The organism is Phenylobacterium immobile (ATCC 35973), assembly GCF_001375595.1.
Lineage (GTDB): Bacteria > Pseudomonadota > Alphaproteobacteria > Caulobacterales > Caulobacteraceae > Phenylobacterium > Phenylobacterium immobile.
Genome location: NZ_CVJQ01000001.1, coordinates 945,854 through 967,337 on the forward strand (window position 1 = coordinate 945,854; position 21,484 = coordinate 967,337).

At 68.9% G+C, this 21,484-nt stretch carries 23 protein-coding genes and 1 riboswitch; of the genes, 13 read left to right on the plus strand and 10 right to left on the minus strand.

The genetic code is table 11. The features are described from left to right. Positions 1-12: 12 nt before the first annotated feature. The 4 genes from ygfZ (at position 13) to BN1313_RS04825 (ending at position 3,310) form a co-directional block, all read left to right on the plus strand. On the plus strand, positions 13-846 hold the full coding sequence (ygfZ, locus tag BN1313_RS04810) for a CAF17-like 4Fe-4S cluster assembly/insertion protein YgfZ (RefSeq protein WP_091737188.1): 834 nt from the start codon (positions 13-15) through the stop codon (positions 844-846). A 39-nt stretch (positions 847-885) separates the two neighbouring features. Next, positions 886-1,473, plus strand: a complete 588-nt coding sequence (locus tag BN1313_RS04815) for a DNA-3-methyladenine glycosylase I (RefSeq protein WP_091737191.1) — start codon at positions 886-888, stop codon at positions 1,471-1,473. After that, positions 1,470-2,138 (plus strand): ribonuclease HII, encoded by a 669-nt coding sequence (locus BN1313_RS04820; protein ID WP_245620094.1) that lies wholly within the window; start codon positions 1,470-1,472, stop codon positions 2,136-2,138. Before BN1313_RS04815 ends, BN1313_RS04820 begins: the two co-directional genes overlap by 4 nt. A gap of 98 nt (positions 2,139-2,236) precedes the next feature. Continuing rightward, on the plus strand, positions 2,237-3,310 hold the full coding sequence (locus BN1313_RS04825; protein WP_091737194.1) for a site-specific DNA-methyltransferase: 1,074 nt from the start codon (positions 2,237-2,239) through the stop codon (positions 3,308-3,310). On the opposite strand, the gene mutY is transcribed toward BN1313_RS04825, so the two are convergent. Then, the gene (gene mutY / locus BN1313_RS04830; RefSeq protein WP_091737197.1) at positions 3,307-4,353 is read right to left on the minus strand and encodes an A/G-specific adenine glycosylase; all 1,047 of its coding nucleotides are present in this window, start codon (positions 4,351-4,353) and stop codon (positions 3,307-3,309) included. The genes BN1313_RS04825 and mutY overlap by 4 nt on opposite strands. A 49-nt stretch (positions 4,354-4,402) precedes the next feature. Between mutY and BN1313_RS04835 the strand changes: the two genes are divergently transcribed. The 8 genes from BN1313_RS04835 (at position 4,403) to BN1313_RS04870 (ending at position 11,932) form a co-directional block, all read left to right on the plus strand. Next, on the plus strand, positions 4,403-4,939 hold the full coding sequence (locus tag BN1313_RS04835; RefSeq protein ID WP_091737200.1) for a DUF721 domain-containing protein: 537 nt from the start codon (positions 4,403-4,405) through the stop codon (positions 4,937-4,939). Between the two features lie 83 nt (positions 4,940-5,022). After that, positions 5,023-5,640 (plus strand): DsbA family protein, encoded by a 618-nt coding sequence (locus tag BN1313_RS04840; protein ID WP_091737203.1) that lies wholly within the window; start codon positions 5,023-5,025, stop codon positions 5,638-5,640. Positions 5,641-5,660: 20 nt separating this feature from the next. Beyond that, positions 5,661-9,104, plus strand: coding sequence for a chromosome segregation protein SMC (gene smc, locus BN1313_RS04845; RefSeq protein WP_091737206.1), 3,444 nt, complete (start codon positions 5,661-5,663; stop codon positions 9,102-9,104). 179 nt (positions 9,105-9,283) lie between these two features. Further along, the gene (locus BN1313_RS04850; RefSeq protein ID WP_091737209.1) at positions 9,284-9,643 is read left to right on the plus strand and encodes an AtpZ/AtpI family protein; all 360 of its coding nucleotides are present in this window, start codon (positions 9,284-9,286) and stop codon (positions 9,641-9,643) included. A 5-nt stretch (positions 9,644-9,648) separates the two neighbouring features. Continuing rightward, positions 9,649-10,440 (plus strand): F0F1 ATP synthase subunit A, encoded by a 792-nt coding sequence (locus BN1313_RS04855; RefSeq protein WP_091737212.1) that lies wholly within the window; start codon positions 9,649-9,651, stop codon positions 10,438-10,440. A 42-nt stretch (positions 10,441-10,482) separates the two neighbouring features. Beyond that, the gene (locus BN1313_RS04860; protein WP_091737215.1) at positions 10,483-10,707 is read left to right on the plus strand and encodes a F0F1 ATP synthase subunit C; all 225 of its coding nucleotides are present in this window, start codon (positions 10,483-10,485) and stop codon (positions 10,705-10,707) included. A 94-nt stretch (positions 10,708-10,801) separates the two neighbouring features. Beyond that, a complete protein-coding gene (locus BN1313_RS04865) occupies positions 10,802-11,413 on the plus strand; it encodes a F0F1 ATP synthase subunit B family protein (protein ID WP_091737218.1) in 612 nt (203 codons plus the stop codon). 3 nt (positions 11,414-11,416) lie between these two features. Next, the gene (locus tag BN1313_RS04870; protein ID WP_091737221.1) at positions 11,417-11,932 is read left to right on the plus strand and encodes a F0F1 ATP synthase subunit B family protein; all 516 of its coding nucleotides are present in this window, start codon (positions 11,417-11,419) and stop codon (positions 11,930-11,932) included. Positions 11,933-12,107: 175 nt separating this feature from the next. On the opposite strand, the gene BN1313_RS04875 is transcribed toward BN1313_RS04870, so the two are convergent. From BN1313_RS04875 to BN1313_RS16485, 7 genes are all read right to left on the minus strand, one after another. Continuing rightward, complete coding sequence (locus BN1313_RS04875; RefSeq protein WP_245620095.1) at positions 12,108-12,506, minus strand: hypothetical protein; 399 nt, start codon at positions 12,504-12,506, stop codon at positions 12,108-12,110. A gap of 59 nt (positions 12,507-12,565) precedes the next feature. Next, positions 12,566-14,137 carry an aminomethyl-transferring glycine dehydrogenase subunit GcvPB gene (gene gcvPB / locus BN1313_RS04880; protein ID WP_091737225.1) on the minus strand — a complete coding sequence of 524 codons (1,572 nt, stop codon included), beginning with the start codon at positions 14,135-14,137 and terminating at the stop codon, positions 12,566-12,568. Further along, entirely contained in the window at positions 14,137-15,480 is a 1,344-nt protein-coding gene (gene gcvPA / locus BN1313_RS04885; protein WP_091737229.1) for an aminomethyl-transferring glycine dehydrogenase subunit GcvPA, read from the minus strand. Before gcvPA ends, gcvPB begins: the two co-directional genes overlap by 1 nt. An 11-nt stretch (positions 15,481-15,491) precedes the next feature. After that, entirely contained in the window at positions 15,492-15,857 is a 366-nt protein-coding gene (gene gcvH / locus BN1313_RS04890; protein WP_091737232.1) for a glycine cleavage system protein GcvH, read from the minus strand. A gap of 11 nt (positions 15,858-15,868) precedes the next feature. Continuing rightward, positions 15,869-16,981 (minus strand): glycine cleavage system aminomethyltransferase GcvT, encoded by a 1,113-nt coding sequence (gene gcvT / locus BN1313_RS04895; RefSeq protein WP_091737235.1) that lies wholly within the window; start codon positions 16,979-16,981, stop codon positions 15,869-15,871. Between the two features lie 148 nt (positions 16,982-17,129). Beyond that, positions 17,130-17,217: riboswitch (glycine riboswitch) on the minus strand. An 85-nt stretch (positions 17,218-17,302) separates the two neighbouring features. Then, entirely contained in the window at positions 17,303-17,644 is a 342-nt protein-coding gene (gene pth2 / locus BN1313_RS04900; RefSeq protein ID WP_091737239.1) for an aminoacyl-tRNA hydrolase, read from the minus strand. Next, positions 17,641-17,805: a hypothetical protein gene (locus BN1313_RS16485; protein ID WP_176695891.1), complete on the minus strand. Its 165-nt coding sequence runs from the start codon at positions 17,803-17,805 to the stop codon at positions 17,641-17,643. Before BN1313_RS16485 ends, pth2 begins: the two co-directional genes overlap by 4 nt. Before the next feature lie 104 nt (positions 17,806-17,909). Between BN1313_RS16485 and BN1313_RS04905 the strand changes: the two genes are divergently transcribed. Next, complete coding sequence (locus BN1313_RS04905; protein WP_091737242.1) at positions 17,910-18,908, plus strand: DUF898 family protein; 999 nt, start codon at positions 17,910-17,912, stop codon at positions 18,906-18,908. Here the strand turns inward: BN1313_RS04905 and argS are convergent, their stop codons facing one another. Together argS and BN1313_RS04915 are read right to left on the minus strand one after the other, a co-directional pair. Beyond that, on the minus strand, positions 18,909-20,693 hold the full coding sequence (argS, locus tag BN1313_RS04910) for an arginine--tRNA ligase (RefSeq protein ID WP_091737245.1): 1,785 nt from the start codon (positions 20,691-20,693) through the stop codon (positions 18,909-18,911). It lies immediately after the preceding gene. Next, positions 20,690-21,379, minus strand: a complete 690-nt coding sequence (locus BN1313_RS04915) for a Tat pathway signal sequence domain protein (protein WP_091737248.1) — start codon at positions 21,377-21,379, stop codon at positions 20,690-20,692. The genes argS and BN1313_RS04915 overlap by 4 nt, the downstream gene beginning before the upstream one ends. Positions 21,380-21,484: the final 105 nt, after the last annotated feature.

Consider the following 21,484-nt stretch of genomic DNA (forward strand, 5'->3'; position numbering starts at 1 on the left):
CAAATTGACGCCATGACCGCAAGCTTCGCCTTCGCATCCCTCGAAAGTCGCGCCCTCATCGCCGTGTCCGGCCCGGATTGGCGCAGCTTCCTGCAAGGCCTCCTGACCCAGGACGTCGAGACGCTTGGGCCGGGCGAGGCCCGCTTCGCCGCGCTTCTGACCCCCCAGGGCCGGCTGCTCTACGACATGTTCGTGGTGGCCTGGCCGGACGGGATGGGCGTCTGGCTCGATGTGGCGGCCGAGCATCGCGCGGCGATCGCCTTCAAGCTCACCCTCTATCGGCTCCGCGCCAAGGTGGAGATCGCGGAGGCGGGAGAACTGGTCGCCGCCGCGCCTGCGCCTGGCGCAGACGGGCTATGGGTCGCCGACCCGCGCCTGCCGTCGCTCGGCTTCCGCGGCTATGGGGCGAGCGTGCCGGCCGAGACGCAAGGCGAGGACGCCTATGAGGCCCACCGCATGGCGCTGGGCGTGCCGGGCCCCGCCGACTGGGGTTCGGACAAGGCCTATCCCATCGAGGCCGATTTCGATCTCCTGAACGGCATCGATTTCAAGAAGGGCTGTTTCGTCGGCCAGGAGACGACCTCGCGGATGAAGCGCCGTGGCACGCTGAAGAACCGCATGGCGCCCCTGGAGTTCGACGGCCCGGCGCCCCGGCCCGGCGCCATGTTGATGGCCGGCGAGCTTCGGGCCGGCGAGGTGTTGTCCGGCCGAGAGGGTCGCGCCATGGCCCTGGTGCGCCTGGATCGCCTCGACGGTGACCTGAGTGTCGAGGGCAGGCCGGTGCGGGTCATTTTCCCCGAATGGCTGGAAGACGCCGCCAAGCTTGTGGAAAAGCCGCAAGGCTGAGCTTGCGCCGGCGGCCCGGCGCGGCCGAAACTGCCGACCATGAGCGACCCGCTTTCCCGCTGCGCCTGGTACGGCATGGCGGGCTCCCCCGTCTACGAGGCCTACCACGACACCGAATGGGGCGTGCCGGAGTACGATTCGCGCGCTCTATGGGAAAAGCTGGTGCTCGACGGCTTCCAAGCCGGACTCTCCTGGATCACTATCCTGAAGAAGCGCGAGGCCTTCCGCGCCGCCTTCGCCGGCTTCGACCCGGAGAAGGTGGCTGCCTTCGACGAAGAGGATCGCGCCCGGCTGATGGCTGACGCGGGCATCGTCCGCTCCGGCGCCAAGATCGACGCGGCCATCAACAGCGCTCGCATCTACCTGGCCATGCGCGACTGCGGCGAGGACTTCTCGGACTTCTGCTGGGGCTTCGTCGGCGGCCAGCCGATCCAGAACAGCTTCCGCGCCGGCGAGGTGCCGGCCCAGACGCCCCTGGCGGTCGAAGTCTCCAAGGCTCTGAAGGCGCGCGGGTTCAAGTTCGTGGGGCCCGTGATCGTCTACGCCTGGATGCAGGCGACGGGCTTGGTCAACGACCATCTCAGCGACTGCTTCCGGCATCAGCCCGTCAAGGCGATGGCGCGATGACCGCTAAGGGCCCGGACATGATGCTGGAGCGCGCCTTCATCGGCGGCCTGGTCTGCGGCGTCGACGAGGCGGGCCGCGGGCCCTGGGCCGGTCCCGTCTCGGCCGCGGCCGTGATCCTGAATCCCCGGAAGATTCCCAAGGGTCTCGACGATTCCAAGAAGCTGACCGCCAAGGCGCGCGAGGCCCTGGAGGTCGAGATCATGGACAAGGCGGCCGCCTTCGCCGTCGCCTTCGCCACGGTCGACGAGATCGCCGAGCTCAACATCCTGCACGCCACCGGCCTGGCCATGCGCCGGGCGGTCGAGGCTCTGACGCCCCAGGCGACCTACGCCCTGGTCGACGGCAACTACGCCTTCAAGCTGCCTTGCGAGGTCAAGACGGTGGTCGGCGGCGACGGCAAGTCCAAGTCCATCGCCGCGGCCTCGATCCTGGCCAAGGTCGCCCGCGACCGGCTGATGGTCGAGATGGACGACCTGCACCCCGGCTATGGCTTCGCCCGCCACAAGGGCTACGGCGCCCCTGTCCACATCGAGGCGCTCAGCCGCCTCGGCCCCTCGCCGATCCACCGGATGGCCTGGGCGCCGGTGAAACTCGCCCTGACGGGCGGGGATCTGACGGGGTTGCTTGTGGAAGCCGATGGTCTGGCCGAGGGCGAGCGGCTTTAAGGCCCTGTTATCCATAGCCGTTAGCGCGCCCTTCATGGCGCAGCGTCCAGATTCCGGCTCCAATCGCGGAGTTCCGAATGAGCCCCCTTGCCGGCAAAATGGCGCTCGATAAAATCATTCACGGCGAATGCCTGGAGGAGCTGCGCAAGCTCCCCGACCGTTCGGTCGACCTGGTCTTCGCCGACCCGCCCTATAATCTGCAGCTGGGCGGCGACCTGCTGCGCCCGGACAACTCCAAGGTCGACGCCGTCGACGACCACTGGGACCAGTTCGAGAGCTTCGCGGCCTATGACGCGTTCACGCGCGCCTGGCTGGGCGAGTGCCGCCGCATCCTGAAGGACGACGGGGCGCTGTGGGTGATCGGCAGCTACCACAACATCTTCCGCGTAGGCTCGGCCCTGCAGGACCTGGGCTTCTGGCTGTTGAACGACATCATCTGGCGCAAGGCCAACCCGATGCCGAACTTCAAGGGCACCCGGTTCACCAATGCACACGAGACTCTGATCTGGGCCGCCAAGTCGCGCGGCGGCCGGCGCTATACGTTCAACTATGACGCCATGAAGATGGCCAACGACGAGCTGCAGATGCGCTCGGACTGGAACCTGCCGCTATGCACGGGCGACGAGCGCCTGAAGAACGACGCGGGGACCAAGGCTCATCCGACCCAAAAGCCCGAGGCCCTGCTGCACCGCCTGATCCTGGCGACGACGCGGCCGGGCGATGTGATCCTCGATCCCTTCTTTGGCACGGGCACGACGGGCGCCGCGGCCAAGCGGTTGGGCCGTCGCTATGTCGGCATCGAGCGCGAGGCCGAGTATGTCGCCCTCGCCGAAAAGCGCTTGGCGCAGGTGATCCCGGCGACCGCCGACGAGGTGGTCGTCACGGGCTCAAAGAAATCCGAGCCGCGCATTCCCTTCGGCCAGATTGTCGAGGCTGGCCTGCTGCGCGCCGGCGACACCCTCTATGACGGCAAGGGCCGCATCGCAGCCCGGGTCCGCGCCGATGGCAGCCTGATGGCTGGCGATCTGACCGGCTCGATCCACAAGGTCGGCGCCATGGTGCAGTCGCAGCCCGCCTGCAACGGCTGGACCTACTGGCACTTCAAGACGGATGCGGGCCTGGCGCCGATCGATGTCCTGCGCGCGAAGGTTCGAGGGCAGCTCGTCTCCTAAAGCCCGAGCGCCGTCAGCCCCGCGCGGGCGGCCTTGAGGAAGACGCTGGGGAGGGCGCTGAGGTCGCGCCTTGGCGACCAGATCACGCCGTTCGCCTCGCCTTCCGCGCGATAGACTGCGAGGCCGAGCGAGAAGTGCGTGAAGACGTGCTCGATCTCGCCGACGCGCCGCCAGTCGGCCGGAGCAGGGGCCGCCGCGATCGCTTCAGCGTCCGAGAAGGGCGCGCTACGCCAATCCGTGGTCGGCAGGGCCAGCATGCCGCCCAGCAATCCCTTGGGCTCGCGCCGCACCAGCGCCACCTGGTCGTCCCGCGTCAGGATGAACGCCACGCCGTGACGATGTGGTCGGGCGGCCTTGGCGGTCTTGCGCGGAAAGGTTTCCGGTGCGCCGGTGGCCAGACCCGCGCAGTGATCCGCGATCGGGCAGAGCTCGCAGAGCGGCGCCTTCGGTCGGCAGACCGTAGCGCCCAGGTCCATCAGCGCCTGGGCCCAGTCGCCGGGGCGGTCATCACGGACAAGGCTGGCGGCCAGGGCCTTGAGCTCGGGCTTTCCGGCCGGCAGCGGGGCTTCGACCGCGAAGAGCCGCGCCATCACCCGCTCGACGTTGCCGTCGACGACATTGGCGGTCTGGCCAAAGGCGATCGCCGAGACCGCCGCTGTCGTATAGTCGCCGAGGCCGGGCAGGGCGCGCAGCGCTGCAGGGTCGTTCGGAAAGACGCCAGCATGGCGGCTGGCGACGGCTCGGGCGCAGGCCAGCAGATTGCGGGCGCGGGCGTAGTAGCCGAGGCCCGCCCAGGCGGCCATCACCTCCTCGTCCGCTGCGGCGGCGAGGTCGGCGACGGTGGGCCAGCGCTCAGTGAACCTCAGGAAGTAGGGCGCCGCATGCGGCACGGTGGTCTGTTGCAGCATCACTTCTGATAGCCAGACCCGGTAGGGATCGGCGACCAGGCCGGCGGCCCGCGCCGCCGGCCTGACCCGCCAGGGCAGGTCGCGGGCGTTGGCGTCGTACCAGGCGAGGAGAAGGCGGCGCAGTTCTTCGGTCACGTTCGCGTCTTAGCTTCGCGCGCGCCGACACGGCAGCTATAAATGCGCCATGTCCCGCCGCCTGCCCACGATGGAGGAGGCCGCCCAGATTCTGGCGGCGCGCCGCACGCGGCCGCCGGCCCGTCCGCCGCCCCCGGCGGGACGCAAGCTGGCCGGCCTTATGCGCGAGCTTGACGCCCGCTTCGGCAAGGGCCCCGGCGCGCTCATCGCCCGCTGGCGTGAGATCGTCGGCCCCGACATCGCCCGGCGTACGGAGCCCGTGAAGCTGACCAAGGGCCGAGGCGATGCGCCGACGATCCTGGAGATCCGTGTCGCCGGTGCGGCGGCCGCGATTATCCAGCACCAGGGCCAGGAGATCCTCGAACGGGTGAACCTGTTCCTGGGCGCGGGTTCGGTGGGGAAGCTGCGCATCGTCCAGGGACCCTTGCGTCGCGCGCCGGAGGCGCGGTCGATCGTCCGCCGCAGCCCGCCCCTCGACGCCGCCGCCGAGGCGGAGCTGGCGGCCAGCCTGGCGAACCAGCCGGATGGTCCCCTCAAGGAAAGGCTGGCCGCACTGGGCCGTGGGGTGCTGCGCCGACAGCGCTGACGAAACGCCCTTGCGGCCGGGGCCTCGTCTGCGGCAGGAATCGCGCTTTACTGCCTCGTTCGTACGAAGAAGGTCGAAACGCCATGTTCAGCCGCCGTCACATCGCCGCCGTCGCCGCCCTCGGCCTGGGTCTTGCGCTCGCAGGCTGCAACCAGGCCGGCGCCAAGGGCGGTCCCGCCGATGGCGACATGACCCTGGGCAATATGAAGGCCAAGGTTCAGCTCGTCGAATACGCCTCGGCCTCTTGCGTCCACTGCGCGACGTTCAACAACGAGGTCTTCCCAGCCTTCAAGGCTAAGTACATCGACACCGGCAAGGTCGGCTACACGATGAAGGAGTTCCTGACGCCACCCGCCGAAGTGGCCGCCGCAGGCTTCCTGATCTCGCGTTGCGCCGGCAAGGACAAGTATTTCACTGTCCTGGACTCCGTCTACAAGAACCAGCAGGAGATGTTCACCACGGGCGACTTCCGCGGCGTGTTGCTGCGCATCGCCCAGTCGGCGGGCATGACCGAGCCGCAGTTCAACGCCTGCGTCTCCGATGAAAAGGCGCTGACCGCCCTGCAGAGCCGCGTCGACCGCGCCGTAAAGCAGGACAAGATCAACTCCACGCCGACCTTTGTGATGAACGGCAAGAAGATCGCCGAGGGCGAGATCAGTATGCAGCAACTGGATGCGGCCTTCGCCGCAGCCTCGAAGTAGGAGGCCCCTGAAGGAGCACCGTGCGCTTCCAGCGACTTCGCCTTTCGGGCTTCAAGTCCTTCGTCGATCCGACCGAGTTCCGGATCGAACCTGGAATCACGGGCATCGTCGGGCCCAACGGCTGCGGCAAGTCGAACCTCCTGGAGGCGCTGCGCTGGGTGATGGGCGCCAATTCCGCTAAGGCCATGCGGGCCGGCGGCATGGACGATGTCATCTTCGCGGGCTCCGGCGACCGGCCGCAGCGCAGCCACGCCGAGGTCACTTTGACCATCGACAACGCCGAGCGACGCGCGCCGCCCGCTTTCAATGACACCGCGATCATCGAGGTGGTCCGCCGCATCGATCGCGGCGAGGGCTCGACCTATCGCGTCAATGGCCGTGAGGTCCGTGCGCGCGACGTGCAGCTGCTGTTCGCCGACGCTTCAACCGGGTCCAACTCGCCGGCCCTTGTCCGCCAGGGCCAGATTTCCGAACTGATCGCGGCGCGGCCGCAGAACCGCCGGATGATTCTCGAGGAGGCGGCCGGCGTGTCCGGCCTGCACACGCGCCGGCACGAGGCGGATTTGCGCCTGCGCGCCGCCGAGCAGAACCTCGAGCGCCTCGACGACGTGGCGCGCGAGCTTGAGAGCCAGCTGGGCAAGCTGCGGCGCGAGGCCCGCTCGGCGGAACGCTATAGGCGCCTATCGGCTGAGATTCGCGCCCTGCAGGGGGCTGTTCTTTATGCGCGCTGGGGGGAGGCCAAGGTCAGCGCCGAGCGGATCGCGAGCGAGGCCGCCGCCGCCGGTCGCGCTGTTGAGGAAACCGCGCGGCAAGCCGCCCACGCCACGACGCAGGCCGCGGCGGCCGACGCGGCCCTTGCCCCTTTGCGCGAAGCCGCCGCGGTGGCGACGGCGATCCTGCATCGCCTGGCTATCGAAAAGGATCGCCTCGACCGTGAGGCCGAGGCGCAGGCCGCCGAGACCGCCCGGCTCGTCGCCGACCTCGGGCGGATCGACGGCGACCGCGCCCGTGAGAGCCAGATGGTGGAGGACGCCGAGGCGGCGCTGTCCGGCCTCGCCGCTGAGCTTGAAGGCCTTGAGGTCGAGGTCGCCGCCGCGCCCGAACGCGCGCCGGAGCTTGAGGCCGCTGTGCTGGCCTCGGACGCGGCGCGTGCTCAGGCCGACGCCGCCGTCGAGATGCTGGCCGGCGAGGCCGCAGCCGAAGAGGCCGGGCGCCGCGCCGCAAGCCAGCGGTTGGAAGACGCCAGGAGCCGGATGTCACGCTCGACCCGGGCCCTCGACCAGGCGCGGCAGGAACGCGCGGCGCTGACGGTCGCGCCCAGCGGCGAGGCGGCCGACGCCGAGGCTGAGGCGATCGCCGCCGAGGTCGGTCTGGCGGCGGCGCGGTCCGCGCTGGAAGTCGCCGAAGAGGCGCGCCACGCGATCCAGGAGCAGGAGCGCGCTACGCGCGCCGCCGCGCGCGGCGCCGACGATGCGCTCAGCCGCCTGACGGCTGAGGCCAGGGCGCTAACCAACCTGGTCGCCCAGGCCAAGCGCGGCGGCTTCTCGCCGGCCTTGGAGGCCGTGCGGCCCGCGCGGGGGTTTGAGACGGCCCTGGCCGCCGCGCTCGGCGACGATCTCGATGCGGCCCTCGACTCCGCCGCGCCGGCCTTCTGGCGTGGGGCGGACGCGCAGTCGCCGCAGTGGCCGGAGGGCGTCACGCCGCTGGGCGACGCCGTCGAGGCGCCGGCCGCGCTCTCCGCGCGCCTGGCGATGACGGGCCTGGTCGCCAGGGCGGATGGCGACCGCCTGCAGTCGGCCCTGGTCCCTGGCATGCGGCTGGTGTCGAAGGAGGGTGATCTCTGGCGCTGGGATGGTTTCACTGCCCGCGCCGATGCGCCCAAGCCGGCGGCCGTGCGACTGGAACAGCGGACACGGTTGGCTGAGCTGGAGGCCGAGATCGCCGCGCAGGAACCGGCCGCCAGGGCTTTGCGCGAGGCTGTGGCTGAGGCGACCCGCGCTTTGGCCTCGGCCGAAGAGGCCGCCCGCGCGGCTCGTCGCGCCCCGCCCGCCGCCGAGCAGCGGTTGGCCCAAGCCCGTGCGGCGCTTGAGCGCTTCGCGCGCGAGGCCGCCCGCCGCGAGGCCCACGCCGCCTCGCTGAACGATGTCATCGCCCGCTTTGATGTTGAGGCCGCCGAACACGCCGCGGCCCTGGCCGACGCGCAGGCGGCCTTTGAGGCTCTGCCGGCAGCGGGTGACCTGGCCCAGCGCCTCGCCGCAGCGCGCGCCGCCGCGGGGCCCGCCCGCGAGGCCGCCGCGGCCACTCGCGCCGCCCGCGACGCCGAGGCTCGCGAGCGGGAAGGGCGCGCCCGTCGCCTCGAGACCTTGCGGCGGGAGGCGGACGACTGGAAGCGCCGTGCGGCGGCGGCGGCGGCCCGGCTGGAGAGCCTGGCGGCTTCGCGCGAGGTTGCGCGGACCGCGCTCTCCATGGCCGAGGCTGCGCCCCTGGCGTTGGAGCAGCGGCGCGTGGCGCACGCCGGCGAGCTTCAGGCGGCCCAGGCGCGGCAAGCCGAAGCCGGTGACGCGCTATCCGGCGCCGAGCGCATTCGCGCCGAGGCCGATCGCGCCGCCCGCGCCGCGGACGCCCGCGCAGGCGAAGCCCGGGAGCTGCGCGCCACCTTCGCCGCCCAGGCCGAGGCCGCGGTCCAACGTCTGGCCGAGACCGCTCAGCAGATTCGCGAGACCGCCCGTGTTGAGCCGGAAGAGCTCGCCCAGAGCCTCGCTGACCAGGCCGTCGCCGTGCCGGTCGACGCCGGCGGGATCGAGTCCCATCTTTACACCCTGGAACGCCAGCGCGAGGCGATCGGCGCGGTTAACCTGCGCGCCGAGGAGGAAGCCGTGGAAACCGCGACGCGGCTGGCGGTCATGGAAGCTGAGCGCGCGGACCTTACCTCCGCCATCGCCCGCCTGCGCCAGGGCATTGACGAACTGAACAGTGAAGGTCGGGAGCGCCTGCTGGCGGCCTTCGACATCATCAACGACCACTTCAAGACACTGTTCCTGGCCCTGTTCCAGGGTGGCGAGGCCGAGCTGCGTCTCGTGGAATCCGACGATCCGTTAGAAGCTGGCCTAGAGATTTTCGCCTGCCCGCCGGGTAAACGGATGGCGGTCATGAGCCTGATGAGCGGCGGCGAGCAGGCCTTGACGGCCGCGGCGCTGATTTTTGCGGTCTTCCTGGCCCAGCCTGCGCCGATCTGCGTGCTCGACGAGGTGGACGCACCGCTGGACGACGCCAACGTCGACCGGTTCTGCAACCTACTGGATGAAATGCGCCGTCGCACCGCGACCCGCTTCATCACCATCACCCACAACCCGGTCACCATGTCGCGCATGGACCGCCTGTTCGGTGTGACCATGGCCGAGCGCGGCGTCTCCCAGCTGGTGAGCGTCGACCTCCATCAGGCCGAAGCGCTCGTCGCGCACTAGCGGCGCGCTGGAGCGTGGTTCCGCGAAGGTCGCCCTCCCGGTCAATTTTCCCATTGAAATCAATGTTCTGACAAGATGCCGCCCAGCCTTGACGCATGGGCCTCGCGTCTATAGTTTCCGCCGCGATCAAGCCGGGGGGCCTATGGTCCCCCAAACTCGTAACGCACGTACATCAATAGATGACCCCAGCTGACGACTCGCGTGAAGAGGCGATCAAACGCCTTGATGAACGGGCCGCGGCTCTCGGGGCCCGGACCCAGCGTCCGGTTGCGTCGCACGCCGGTGAACAGGCCGTAAGCCAGGCCTATCGCATCATCGCCGAATTGCTCGGCGGGGTGTTGGTGGGATTGGCCGCAGGCTTCATCGTCGATCGGGTCTTCAACACCACGCCGTGGGGGTTGATCGGGGGAGTCCTTATTGGCTTCGCCCTTTCGATCTGGATGGCGCGGCGAACGGCCAACCGCTTGATGGCGCTGGCGAAGCAAGGTTCGGAACCGCTCCCTTCGGTTCCGTTCGACGACGACGACGAGGAGTCTTAGGGCCGATGGCGTCCACCGACCCGATCCACCAGTTCCAGATCACCAAACTCGTCGACTTCGGTGAGGTGACGCTGCCGCTGTTCGGCCGCACCGAGCTGGCTTTCACCAATTCGCACCTGGCCATGACCCTCGCCTTCGTCGTGGTCGTGGGCTTCCTGCAGATGACGACGGCGCGCGCGCAAGTCGTGCCGGGCCGCTTCCAGGCGGTCGGCGAGACCCTGTTTGGCATGATCGACAACCTCGCGGAGTCGATCATCGGTCATGACGGCCGCAAGTATTTCCCGTTCGTCTTCACCACCTTCATGTTCATCCTGGCGATGAACGTGCTCGGCCTCTTGCTTACCTTCACTGTGACCTCGCAACTCGCGATCACCGCGACCTTCGGCCTGATGACGATTGCGCTCGTCATCGCCATCGGCTTCGCCAAGCATGGCCTCGGCTTCTTCAAGCTGTTCGTCCCGTCGGGCGTGCCGTGGGTCCTGTTGCCGGTCATCGTGATCATCGAATTCGTGTCGTTCCTCCTGCGGCCTGTCACCCTCGCCCTTCGTCTGTTCGGCAACATGCTGGGCGGCCACGTGGCGCTGAAGGTGTTTGCGGGCTTCGTCGTGGCGCTGGGCGGGATGGCCGCCGCCGGCGGTCTGGGCCTGCTGGGCATTCCCGGCGCGGCGCTTTCGCTCAGCATGGTCGTGGCGCTGACGGCGCTGGAATGCCTCGTGGCTTTCCTGCAGGCCTTCGTCTTCGCCGTGCTGACCTGCATCTATCTCAACGACGTGGTCAATCTCGGCCACGGTCACTGAGCCCAATCAACCTCCACCCTATTTCTCGACTAGGAAGAAACCATGGAACTTGAAGCTGCTAAGCAAATCGGCGCGGGCCTCGCGACCCTCGGCATGATCGGCGCCGGCATCGGCGTGGGCAACATCTTCGGCAGCTTCCTGTCGGGCGCCCTGCGCAACCCGTCGGCCGCCGCCAGCCAGATCGGCAACCTGTTCGTCGGCGCGGCTCTGGCCGAAGCCCTGGGCATCCTGTCCTTCGTGCTCGGCATCCTGCTGAAGTTCGGCTGATCCCGGCGGCTCGCCCTTCGCGGCGGGCGCCTGACGATGCTGACAGGGGCTCGTTCCGACGGGCCCCGCACGATTTGACGACGCGGAGCCCCTAATGGCCGTAGAGACCGACCAAGCGACCACCCATTCCGTCGAGAACGCCGCCGAGGCGTCCGCGGCGAGCGTGGCCACGCCTGGTCATGAGGCTGTTCACGAGGGGACCGAGGCTGCGCATGGCGGCGGCGGTCTGCCCCAGTTCCAGTTCGAGCACTGGGGCGGCCAGATCGCCTACCTGCTGATCCTCTTCGCGATCCTCTACCTGTTGATCGCCAAGGTGTTCGGCCCGCGCATGCGCCGGGTCTTCGATGAGCGTCGCGAGACGATCGACGGCGCCCTGGCGTCCGCACGCTCGGTGCAGGCTCAGGCCGCGGCCCAGGCCGAGGCCGCCAAGCAGGCCCTGGCCGAGGCGCGCTCCAAGGCCCAGAAGACCGCGGCCGACGCCAAGGCCAAGGCCAATGCTGAATCCGCCGCTCGCGAAGCCGAGCTGGAGACCGAGCTTTCGGCCCGGCAGGCGAGCGCGGACGAGCGCATCCGCGCCGCCCGCGAAGCCGCGATGGCCCAGCTGTCGACTGTGGCGACCGATGCGGCCGAGGCGATGATTGAGAAACTGACCGGCGCGCCCGCGTCGCGCGAAGCGGTGGCGAGCGCCGTCAACCAGCAGGGATAGTCGATGCCCGCCTTCTTCACCGCTGAATTCTGGAACCTGGCGAACCCCGAGCTGTGGGTCGGCGTCGGCTTTCTTTCATTCCTGCTGATCGTTTGGTTCGCCGGCGGGTTCAAGATGGCCGCCGCCGCGCTGGACTCCAAGGCTGCTGTCATCCAGACCGACCTGGACGAGGCCGCGCGCATCCGCGCCGAGGCCGAAGCTCTGCTGGCTGATATCCAGCAGCAGCGCGACCAGGCCGAAGCCCAGGCCAAGGCCATGTTGGCCTCGGCCGAAGCGCAGGCCAGGCAGCTGGGCATCGACGCCAAGGTTCGCCTGGAAGAATCCATCGCGATCCGCACGCGCCTGGCGGAACGCAAGATCGCCGCAGCGGAAGCCGAGGCCACCGCCCAGGTCCGCGCCGCCGCCATCGACCTGGCCGCCAAGGCCGCCGAGACGGTGCTCGCCGGCCAACTTGCGGCGAGCAAGTCAGACCCGCTCATCGACCGCGGCATCGCCCAACTGGCCGAGAAGCTGCAGTAGGCGGATTTCTCCCGACGAACACAAACGCCCCGGAATGATCCGGGGCGTTTTCGTTTGGACCTTCAAATTTTCGCGCTCTGCCAATGAGCGTCGGCGCCCAATCTGAGTCCGCGCCGGGGGGGGGGGCAGGCGATCGCCCTATGGCTCCCGATTTTCGCCGCGATGATCGAGGCGGCTAGCGAAATCGCCGCTTCAGGCTGCGGCGGGTGCTGACGCCGACGCGCCAGCGGCTGGGCAGGACGAAACGTTCGACCCGCAGGTACTGCTGCCACATCACCAGGACGATCTCGGGTTTGCGCCGCATCAGCCGCCGGATCGGGAAGACGATCTTGGGGTGGGCCTTTTGCAGGCGCAGGAATCGCCGTTTCGCGCTGAACGACTGGCGCAGCACGATCATCAGGCCGACGACCAGGAGCGGGACGCCGATATGGCCGGGCAAGAGCGCCGTCGCCAGGCCAGCGACGATCACCACGCAGCCTACGGCGAACAGCAGCCAGCGCACGGCAAGGCTCGCCGCCCGATGGGCGGACGCGCGGGCGCGCTCGGCGTGTGAGGTCAGGTTGGCGAGGGACACATCCGCGCATATGCGAACCCGCTGGGCCTGGGTAAAGGGCGGGCGGCGTGAACAATTGGTTATTCCGCGGCCAATGCTCCGGGCGCCACAGGTTTCCACACCAGCTTGGGCTTTCGCGCCGCCAGGGTCTCGTCCAGGCGACCGAGCGGCGCCAGATGCGGGGCGCCGCGGAAGCGCTCGACGTCGCCAGCCTTCGCCGCCTGAGCCAGGGCGCGGAGCGCGCCGCAGAAGCGGTCCAGCTCGGCCTTGGATTCGGTCTCGGTCGGCTCGATCAGCATCGCGCCATGGACCACAAGCGGAAAATACATGGTCATGGGGTGGAAGCCCTCGTCGATCATCGCCTTGGCGAAATCGAGCGTGGTGATCTCCGTGCCCTTCAGCCAGCTGTCGTCGAACAGGGCCTCGTGCATGCAGGGCCCCTCCGGGAAGGCCGGGCTCATGACGTCGCTGAGGCTGGCCTTGATGTAATTGGCGTTCAGCACGGCGTCCTCGGCCACCTGCCGCAGGCCGTCGGCCCCGTGGCTCAACATGTAGGCGTAGGCGCGGACGAACATGCCCATCTGGCCGTGGAAGGCGGTCATCCGGCCAAAGGTCTGGGCCGCCGGCCCTTCCGCCTCCTCGACCAGACGGAATCCGCCCTCGTCGCTCACGACCCAGGGCGTGGGCGCGAAGGCCGCCAGCGCGGCCGACAGAACCACGGGCCCCGCGCCCGGCCCGCCGCCGCCGTGCGGCGTGGAAAAGGTCTTGTGCAGGTTGATGTGCATGGCGTCCACACCCAGGTCGCCCGGCCGCACCCGACCCACAATGGCGTTGAAGTTGGCACCGTCGCAGTAGAAGTAGGCGCCGGCCTCATGGGTCAGCCGGGCGATCTCGATCACGTCGCGTTCGAAGAGGCCGCAGGTGTTGGGATTGGTCACCATGATGGCGGCCACGTCGGGGCCCAGCTTCTCCGCCAGGTCGGCCAGATCCACCCGTCCGTCCGCCGTCTGGGCGATCTCTTGCACCGAATAGCCGACGAAGGCCGCGGTGGCCGGGTTCGTGCCGTGGGCCGAGGTGGGGGTGAGCACCCGCTTGCGATGGCCGTTTCCCGCCGCCTCGTGCGCGGCCTTGATGGCCAGGAGGCCGCACAGTTCGCCGTGGGCCCCGGCCTTGGGCGAGAGCGCCACCGCCGGCATGCCGGTCAGGGTCTTCAGCCAGTGCGCGAGGCCGTCCATCAGCGTCAGCGCGCCCTGGGTGGTCGATTGCGGCTGAAGCGGGTGGAGGTCGGCGAAGCCGGCCAGCCGGGCCAGCTTCTCGTTCAGCCGCGGGTTGTGCTTCATGGTGCACGAGCCCAGCGGATAGAGCGCCAAGTCGATGGCGTGGTTCTTCTGGCTCAGCCGCACATAGTGGCGCACGGCCTCCGGCTCGGAGAGCCCGGGTAGGCCGATAGGCGCTGACCGCACCAGGTCGCCCAGGTCGGAGGCGTCTTCGCTGGCGGGCTCGATGTCGACGCCGGTCTTGTCCCAGCCGTCCAGCTCAAACAGTAGCGGTTCGTCCTGCAGCAGGCCGCGCGCGCCGGTCAGCGAGGTGAAACCCGCCGGGTCGTTGGCGCCTTGAGGTTGGGTGGGGCGGCCCACGGAATTCATGCTCATCAGCCGATCCTTCCGCGGAGCGCGTGGACAAGAGCCGCGATGTCGTCGCGGGTGGTGGTCTCGGTGGCGGCCAGTAGAAGGACGTCGTCCATGCGCGCCGTGGGATCCAGCCTGGAGAACGGCACGCCGGCCATGATCCCGTCGGCGGCCAGGGCCTCGACCAGGGCGGCGGCCTCGCCGGGCACGCGGACGGCCAGTTCGTTGAACATCCGCGGCGTCAGCACCTCGACGCCGTGCACGCCGTCGAGCGCGGTGCGCAGCTCCCGCGCCCGGCTGTGGTTGACAAGGGCCAGTTCGCGCAGGCCCGTCTCGCCCAGCAGGGTCATGTGGATCGTGAAGGCCAGCGCGCAGAGGCCGGAGTTGGTGCAGATGTTCGACGTCGCCTTTTCACGGCGGATGTGCTGCTCGCGGGTCGACAGCGTCAGGACGAAGCCGCGGCGGCCGTCGGCGTCCACCGTCTCGCCCGCGATGCGGCCCGGCATCTGCCGCACCAGCTTCTCGCGCGCGGCGAAGAGGCCGAGATAGGGGCCGCCGAAGTTCAGGCCGTTGCCGATCGACTGGCCCTCGGCCACAGCGATGTCGGCGCCCATTTCACCGGGCGATTTCAAAAGCCCGAACGCCAGCGCCTCGGTGGTCACGGTGACCAGCAGGGCGCCGGCGGCGTGCGCCGCCTGGGCCAGCGGCGAGGCGTCGGAAACGGCCCCGAACACATTGGGCGTCTGGACCACCACGCAGGCGGTGGCCTCGTCGATCGCCGCGGCCACCGCCGCGGCGTCATCAATGGCGGCCGGGAGGCGCACGATCATCATGCCCTCGGCGCGGGCGATGGTCTCGATGACGGCGGCGTAGTGCGGATGCAGGCCGCCCGACAGGATCGCCTTGTCCCGGCGGGTGACGCGCTGGGCCATCATCACCGCCTCCGCCGCGGCGGTGGAGCCATCGTACATCGAGGCGTTGGCGACCTCGAGCCCGGTCAGGGCGGCGACCTGGGTCTGGAATTCGAACAGCGCCTGCAGGGACCCCTGGGTGATCTCCGGCTGGTAGGGGGTGTAGCTGGTCAGGAATTCCGAACGCTGGATCAGATGGTCCACGGTGGCGGGGACGTGGTGGCGATAGGCCCCGGCCCCGCAGAAGAACGGTCCCGCGCCCGCCGGCCGGTTCTGCGCCGCCAGCGCCGCCAGCGCCCGCTCCACCGCCATCTCGCTCTGGTGCAGCGGCAGGTCGAAGAGGTCGCGGGCGCGTGCGGCTTCAGGCACGTCCACAAACAGGGCGTCGATGTCGGGCGCGCCGATGGTCGCCAGCATGGCGGCGCGGTCGTCGGGCGTCAGCGGCAGGTAGCGCATGGTTGTCAGCCTCAGAGGGTCTGGAGGTAGGCTTCGTAGGCGTCGCGATCCATCAGGGCCTCGACCTCGGCGGCGTCGGCGATGCGCACCTTGGCGAACCAGCCGGCCGCTTCCGGCGCGGCGTTCACGGTCTCCGGCGCATCGACCACCTCGGCGTTGGTCTCGACCACCTCGCCGCTGATCGGCGCATAGACATCGGAGGCCGCCTTGACGCTCTCGACCACGGCGAAGGCGTCGCCGGCCTTCACCGTCTTGCCGACGCTCGGGGTCTCGACGAAGACGACGTCGCCCAGCTGTTCGGCGGCGTAGGCGGTGACGCCGATGGTGGCGATGTCGCCAGAGAGTTCGACCCACTCGTGGTCCTTGGTGAAGCGCATGACGGGTCTCCTCAAACCTTGCGGGCGTAGCGATGGGGGACGAAGGGCGGTTCCACGACCTCGCAGGGCTGCGAGCGTCCGCGGACGATGACATTGAGGCGCTGGCCCGCCTGGGCGAGGCCTGGAGGGGCGAAGCCGAGGGCCACGCCTTGCTTCAGGCAGGGAGAATGGCCGCCTGAGGTGATGCGACCCACGACGGCGCCGGTCTCGTCAGCGATCTCGGCGCCTTCCCGTGCCGGCGCGCCTTCCAGCACCTTCAGGGCGACGCGGACGCGGGTGAGGTCGCCGGCCAACTCGCGGGCGATCCGCGCCGCGCCAGGGAAGTCACCCGCCGCCAGGCGCTTCTTCGAGATGGCGAAGCCCAGACCGGCTTCGATGGGGCTGACCGTCTCGTCCAGGTCGTGGCCATAGAGCGGCAGGCCCGCCTCCAGGCGCAGGGAATCGCGTGCGCCCAGGCCGATCGGGCGCACCCGTTGGTCCTCCAGCAAGGTCGCCCAGACGCGCTCAGCCTCTCTGGCCGGCAGGGAAATCTCAAACCCGTCCTCGCCGGTGTAGCCTGAGCGCGAAACGATCAGGTCGCAGCCGAACCCTGACAGCACGGCGGAGTCCATGAAGGCCAGCCGCAGGGCTTCGGGGACGTGGACGGCGAAGGCCTCTGCGGCCCTTGGCCCCTGCAGGGCGATCAGCGCGCGGTCCTCCAGGACCTGCAAAGCGCCTTCCGGACCCAGACCCTTCGCCAGGAGCGCGAAGTCGGCGTCCTTGCAGGCGCCGTTGACCACGACGAACAGGCCGTTGTCGTCCGGCCGCGCGGCCATAAGATCGTCGAGGACGCCGCCCGCCTCATTCAACAGCACCGAATAGCGCTGTCGGCCGACCTTCAGGCCCCGGAAGTCGCCAGGTGTCAGGCGTTCGAAAGCCCGGAAGGGATCGGCGCCCGTAATCCGCGCCTGACCCATGTGGGAGACATCGAAGAGGCCCGCGCTCTCACGGGTCCAGAGATGCTCCTTCAGCACGCCGTCGGCGTACTGCACGGGCATGTCGTAGCCAGCGAAGGCGACCATGCGCGCGCCAGCGGCCAGATGCGCGGCGTGGAGCGGCGTGGTCTTTAAATGGGTTTCGGACAACAGACGGACTCCGGGCTGGCCGCGACGGAAACTCCGCCGCAAGCGCCCCCGCTGTCCTTGGGCCTGAGAGATTCCGGCCGGACCGATGGTGAGGCCCGACCTTGCTCCTTCGGCGAGCGGCCTTGCGGCCGCTGCTTTCCAGCGTGCATCAGCCCTCGCGGTCCTTTTGCCTGAGCGTTTCCGGGGCGGTTGCGCCTTCGGCTCCGGACGAATCCGGTCTCTCCCGCGAGAGTTGTCCAAGGCTGAGTGAAGCGAGAGGCGGAGTCAACGCGCAGAGTTCGGAACAGGCGCGAGTCCCTGAGGGTTCGACCTGCGCCCGATCTAGCGCACCAGCTTGAGCGTCGCGGTGATCGCATCGACCTTGGCGGGAAGATCCGGGCCGATGCCGACGCAGGTCGCCGTGCCGGGCTTCAGCACCGTTCGGCCGGCGTCACGGACCAGCATGGTTGGCACGCCGGCCGCCTCGGCCTGGGCATGCAGGTCCAGAAGCGCGGCCTCATCGACGCAGCGCAACACGATTTTCGGCATGCCCTTCTGCAGCCAGCCGACCTGCTGTTCGCGGTCGGCCTGCAGGAAGCCGCCCACCGCGCCGTGCGCCACCTGCGCCGCCATCTTGCCGGGCGGCAGCTCCAGCGCCTGGTTGACGACGATGACCTGCTTCATTTCTTGGCGAGGTCCGGCCGCGAGGCGAGGAACGCGGCCTTCTCAGCCGCGCTCAGCACCTTCGCCTTCTGCTGCCGCGACACCTTCGGCGTCGGCGGCGCGTAGGTCTTCGTCGGCGTTTTCGGCTTCAGATCGGCGAGGCTTTTGATCGGCGGTTTCATAGCTCCATCATCGCAGAGAACTACGATGGATGCGCGGATAAGCTTGGCTCTCGACGAAGCTTGCTTCTCCTGCCAGCATCGTCGGCGCTGTCGGGGGAGAGCAGATGACGGACGCGACGACGCAGACTGAAGGCTCCATCACATTCGCAGAAGATTTCGACCTGAAATCTTTTTTCAAGCTCAGTCTCATCACGGGTTTTCTCACGGTCATTACCCTGGGAATCTACGCACCCTGGGGATTCACGCGAGTTCTCAAGGCGCTTGCAGCCTCGGTGAGGATTAACGGTGACCCGCTGGCTTACGACGGAAAGGGCTTTCACCTGTTTCTTGGCGGGTGGGCGCTCCTGCTCGTATGTTACGGGCCGATCGTTTTCCTGATCGTCGGTTCAGGCGGGCGGCTCGCCCTTCCATGGGTCCTGCCGTGGATAGTGATCGCAAGTTTTCTGGCGTTCGCCGCTGGCTATGTCCTGCTGCGCTACCTTGCAGGCCACACACTCTGGCGCGGCGCGCGCTTTGCGCTGGCGGGTTCGCCGGTCGCCTTTGCGCTGAAGGCCTGGGTGCTGATGCTGCTCTCGGGGATCTCGCTTCTTTGGTACCTGCCAGCCGCGTACCGGCTGCTGTCTGAGCATGTGATCAGCCGGCTCTCGATCGGCGACCAGCCTTTCGCCTTCGATATGACGCAGGCGAAGAGCGTGCCGGTCTATCCCATGTTCGCCGTCTACTGGGCGGGGATGGTGCTGACCAACGGCTTGCCGATGGCGTTCTCGAACGGGTCTGCGGCCGGCGCCAGCCTGGTCGGCATGATCGTCCTCGTGGCGATGGAGCAGCCCTTCGTCGCCGCGCTCGCCAAGGCCATAGCGCGCGGGACGAGCTTCGACAGCGCGCGCTTCAGCCTCAAAATCGATGTGGTGGAAATGATCGGTATGGCGCTGGCTTGCTTCGCACTCATCATTTTGTCGCTTGGCCTGTTCCTGCCCGTGGCGATGGCGATCGTCTTGCGGTTCTATGTCCGGCGGCTGCACAGCGAAGGCGCTGCGGATCTTGCGTTGATCCGCCCTGGCGGCCCGGCGCCGAACCTCAAGGCGCTGCTTTTCTCGGCCTGACTACATCCGTTCCGGCGTCGCGATGCCGAGCAGGTCCAACGCCAGTTCCAACTGGCGCAGCATCGTCGTCGCCAGGGCCAGGCGTGAAGAGCGGACAGCGGGTTCAGCGCCCATGATCGGGCAGGCGGCGTAGAACTTCGAGAAGGCCTGGGCCAGGCGGAAGGCGTGTTCGGCCAGGGCGTTGGGCGCCTTTTTGTCGTAGGCCTCGGCAAGCGCCGCCTCGAAGGCGTCGAGCGTCAGCGCCAGGTCGCGTTCGGCCGGCTCGCCGATCGTGATCGGGCCCGGTGTCACGCCCTCCGCCTCGGCGCGGCGCAGCAGGGATTTCACCCGCACCGCCTGGTAGAGCAGGTAGGGGCCTGTCTTACCCTCGAAGCTCATGAAGCGGTCGAGGTCGAAGACGTAGGAGGTGCCGCGGTAGTTCTGCAGGTCGGCGAACTTGAGCGCGGCGACGGCGACCTTGGCGGCGATGTCCTCGAAGGCCTCAGGGCTCAGGTCTTCACCCAGCTTGGCCTCGTGCAGCCGCTCGCGCGCCTTCTCCCGCGTCATCTCGATCAGGTCGCCGAGCTTGAGCACGCCGCCCTCGCGGGTCTTGAAGGGCTTGCCGTCGGTCCCGTTCATGGTGCCGAAGCCGACGTGCTCCAGCGCGCCTTCCGGGGCGTAGCCGGCCATGTAGGCGGCGCGGAAGACGATCTCGAAGTGGTCGGTCTGGCGCTGGTCGACGGCGTAGATGGTGAACTGCGGATCGAAGCTTTGCTTGCGGTCCAGGATCGTCGCCAGGTCGGTGGTGCCGTACATGGCCGAGCCTTCGGAGGACACCACCAGCAGGGGCGGCAGCTCGCGCTTGTCGCCCTGGCGGGCCACGCGGATGATCCGCGCGCCCTGGTCGTCGACCAGCAGGCCCTTGGCGTCCAGGTCCTCGACCATCGCCGGGATCAGGGGGTCGGCGTCGCTCTCGCCCTTCCACAGGTCGAAGGTGACGCCCAGGGACGCGAAGTCGCGCTCCAGCGCCACCCGGGTGACGCGGGCGAAACGCCGCCACAGAATGTAGGCGCCGGGCGCCTTGGCCTGCAGCTCGGCGGTCAGCTTGCGGGCGCGGTCGCGGTAGTCCGGGTCGGCCTTCCCCTTCGCCGCAGCCTCGGGATAGAGCCGGTCGAGGTCGGCCAGGGTGACGGTCTCGAAGGTCTCGACGATCTGGTCGAGGTCGGCGTCGGGCGCGGCGTTCAGCCGCGCGACCTCGGCGGCGATGGCGGGGTTCTCGTCGCAGACCGCGCCGATCAGCAGGCCCATCTGGTAGCCCCAGTCGCCGAAATGGGCGTCGCCCAACACCTCGTCGCCGCGGAACCGGTAGAGCCGCTTCAGGCTCTCGCCGAGGATCGAGGAGCGCAGGTGGCCCACGTGCATGGGCTTGGCTACGTTCGGCCCGGCGTAGTCGATCATCACCCGGCGCGGCGCCGCCAGGCGCTCGGCGCCGGTGCGCGGATCGTCAGCGATCGCCTGAGCGCGAGCGGCGATGAAGGCGTCGGCGACCTTCAGATTGATGAAGCCCGGACCCGCGATGTCGACGCCGGCCAGACGCGGATCGCCGGCCAGCCGCTCAACCACCGCCTGGGCGATGTCGCGCGGCGGCTTGCCCAGGGCCTTGGCGGCGGCCATGGCGCCATTGGACTGGAAGTCGGCGAGGTCCGGCCGGTCGGACACGGTGACCCGGCCCACGCCTGCAGGCGCGCCAACGGCGGCGAAGGCGGCCTCGACCGCCTCGCCCAGCTGCCGTTTGAGGTCGGTCATTGCGGTGCGGCGGCGCTCGTCGTGCCGGTCACAGCGCCCGTGCCGGCGGCGGCGCGGAAGCGTTTGCCGAAGCGGTTGAACTCGGCCATTTCCGGCGTGACGTCAAAACCGATCAGGATCTCGAAATTCCCGCCCGAAGTCGTGTCCTTGGCGCGGGGAATGACGATGTTGCTGATCTTCTCTGTGACGTAGATGCGGTCCTTGTCGCCAAACTTCGCCGGCAGGTCGAAGTACTGCTTGGTGATGACCATGGTGTTGCGCTCGGTCACCGCGATCCAATAGCGGTAGGTCTTTGAATTGCTGGTCGCCTGGGGGCCCTTGCCCAGCTGGAACAGCACATCCATCACCACCTTGATCGGCTCATCGCCCCGATAGCTGCAGCCGGCGGAGATGCGCTCGATCTCCCCGGAATAGGCGACCGACGCGGTGGCCTCGCGGTTGTCCTTGAACTCCACGTAGCGCGCGGCGTCGTAAAGGCTCTTCACGAACGGGCAGGGACCTGAGTTGCGCATGCCCGGCAGCGGCGCCTGCACAACATCCCATTCCTTGGAGCGCTGCTTCTTGGCGGCCTCGTCGGCCTGGGCCTGGCCATCGTCGCCGCCTCGCTGCGCATAGGCCGACGGCGCGGCCACGAGGGCGGCGGCGGCCAGGAAAAGGGCGATGGCGGAGCGGGCCAGACGGCGCATGGACGGGGTCCTGGAGGAGATAGAGAAGCCTGCCCGTACTAAAGCCTAAAGAATGCGGCTGCAACGCGGCTGGAAACCGGGGCGTCGCGCGCCTATCCTTGGGCG

Coding starts and splice junctions, on each gene's coding strand:
- ygfZ (WP_091737188.1), top strand. CDS start 13: ATGACCGCAAGCTTCGCCTTCGCATCCCTCGAAAGTCGCGCCCTCATC.
- BN1313_RS04815 (WP_091737191.1), top strand. CDS start 886: ATGAGCGACCCGCTTTCCCGCTGCGCCTGGTACGGCATGGCGGGCTCC.
- BN1313_RS04820 (WP_245620094.1), top strand. CDS start 1,470: ATGACCGCTAAGGGCCCGGACATGATGCTGGAGCGCGCCTTCATCGGC.
- BN1313_RS04825 (WP_091737194.1), top strand. CDS start 2,237: ATGGCGCTCGATAAAATCATTCACGGCGAATGCCTGGAGGAGCTGCGC.
- BN1313_RS04835 (WP_091737200.1), top strand. CDS start 4,403: ATGTCCCGCCGCCTGCCCACGATGGAGGAGGCCGCCCAGATTCTGGCG.
- BN1313_RS04840 (WP_091737203.1), top strand. CDS start 5,023: ATGTTCAGCCGCCGTCACATCGCCGCCGTCGCCGCCCTCGGCCTGGGT.
- BN1313_RS04850 (WP_091737209.1), top strand. CDS start 9,284: ATGACCCCAGCTGACGACTCGCGTGAAGAGGCGATCAAACGCCTTGAT.
- BN1313_RS04855 (WP_091737212.1), top strand. CDS start 9,649: ATGGCGTCCACCGACCCGATCCACCAGTTCCAGATCACCAAACTCGTC.
- BN1313_RS04860 (WP_091737215.1), top strand. CDS start 10,483: ATGGAACTTGAAGCTGCTAAGCAAATCGGCGCGGGCCTCGCGACCCTC.
- BN1313_RS04865 (WP_091737218.1), top strand. CDS start 10,802: ATGGCCGTAGAGACCGACCAAGCGACCACCCATTCCGTCGAGAACGCC.
- BN1313_RS04870 (WP_091737221.1), top strand. CDS start 11,417: ATGCCCGCCTTCTTCACCGCTGAATTCTGGAACCTGGCGAACCCCGAG.
- gcvPB (WP_091737225.1), bottom strand. CDS start 14,137: ATGAGCATGAATTCCGTGGGCCGCCCCACCCAACCTCAAGGCGCCAAC.
- gcvPA (WP_091737229.1), bottom strand. CDS start 15,480: ATGCGCTACCTGCCGCTGACGCCCGACGACCGCGCCGCCATGCTGGCG.
- gcvH (WP_091737232.1), bottom strand. CDS start 15,857: ATGCGCTTCACCAAGGACCACGAGTGGGTCGAACTCTCTGGCGACATC.
- pth2 (WP_091737239.1), bottom strand. CDS start 17,644: ATGAAGCAGGTCATCGTCGTCAACCAGGCGCTGGAGCTGCCGCCCGGC.
- BN1313_RS16485 (WP_176695891.1), bottom strand. CDS start 17,805: ATGAAACCGCCGATCAAAAGCCTCGCCGATCTGAAGCCGAAAACGCCG.
- BN1313_RS04905 (WP_091737242.1), top strand. CDS start 17,910: ATGACGGACGCGACGACGCAGACTGAAGGCTCCATCACATTCGCAGAA.
- argS (WP_091737245.1), bottom strand. CDS start 20,693: ATGACCGACCTCAAACGGCAGCTGGGCGAGGCGGTCGAGGCCGCCTTC.
- BN1313_RS04915 (WP_091737248.1), bottom strand. CDS start 21,379: ATGCGCCGTCTGGCCCGCTCCGCCATCGCCCTTTTCCTGGCCGCCGCC.